Source organism: Oleiphilus sp. HI0128, from assembly GCF_001635365.1.
In genome coordinates this window covers 1-1,027 of the sequence record NZ_LWGG01000104.1, presented here as the reverse complement: position 1 = coordinate 1,027, position 1,027 = coordinate 1, and the positions used below count along the sequence as shown (strand labels likewise).

2 protein-coding genes are annotated in these 1,027 nt (G+C 44.2%); one reads left to right on the top strand and one right to left on the bottom strand.

Going from position 1 to position 1,027, the window contains the following annotated elements:
- On the bottom strand, positions 1 to 375 hold a 375-nt coding region (locus A3763_RS01330; RefSeq protein WP_156494807.1), incomplete at its 3' end, for a class I tRNA ligase family protein.
- A 266-nt stretch (positions 376 to 641) separates the two neighbouring features.
- Between A3763_RS01330 and A3763_RS01325 the strand changes: the two genes are divergently transcribed.
- Positions 642 to 1,027 (top strand): P-loop NTPase (locus tag A3763_RS01325; RefSeq protein WP_197482671.1); only part of this gene is annotated, 386 nt, incomplete at its 3' end.

Below are 1,027 nucleotides of genomic sequence, written 5' to 3'. Positions count from 1 at the left end.
AAAAGCCTGGGTAATGCTACGCGTGGCAATCTTGCCGTTAGCGGCACACGCCTCGTAGATAGAAGAAGAAAGAGCTTTATTTTCTTCGGAGTGGGTGGAGTGATAGTTATCAAAATGAATCTGGAAATCAGCAAAGTCCTGCTGATGCTCCGCTTTTGTTTTATCTATCAGCTGCTCTGGCGTGATGCCTTCCTTCTCGGCACGCAGCATAATGGCTGTACCGTGTGCATCATCTGCACAAACATAGGTACATTGCTCACCACGTGATTTCTGGAAACGAGTCCAGATATCGGTCTGAATATATTCCAACAAATGACCCAGGTGAATCGGGCCGTTAGCGTAAGGAAGGGCACTGGTTACCAGAATTTTTCGCACTGAATTCTCTTCTCTTGTAGATAAACAATTGCCCACGTAAGTTGGAAATAAGAACTCACTGGACAATCAAAACAATTCGGGAGTAAAAACCGCGCTATCATACCTATCTATTGGACATTTTTCATCCTGATATCGTGGTAAAGTTTGTTTCCAAACCAGGACGCTTAAGATTATATCCTCAAGAGACAGAAATTAGCCCTGCCCTTTCGTGCTATTTATTCTTTATAATGCGCCTTTCTTTCAAGAACCTTAGCAATGGTAGCAACATGTCATCAGTTAATCAGCGCGAGCTAGAAGATGCGATTAAAGGCTTTAATGACCCTTATCTAAACAAAGATTTGTTTTCCTTGGAGGCCATCAAGTCCCTTACTTACGACAATAAGCAAGTAAAGCTCGATATTGAAATGCCTTACGCCTGCAAAGGTACTTTAGGCGCAATGCAGCAGATACTTACGAGCAACCTGGAGTTTGTTGATGGCGTCGAAAGTGTCGATATATCTGTCTCTTTCAAAATAAAGGCGCATAAAGCGCAAGGCCAGGTTCCTGCTTTCGAACGCGTCAAAAACGTCATTGTGGTAGCGTCTGGCAAAGGTGGTGTTGGTAAAAGCACCAGTTCAGTTAACCTGGCACTGGCACTCGCTCAAGAGGGCGC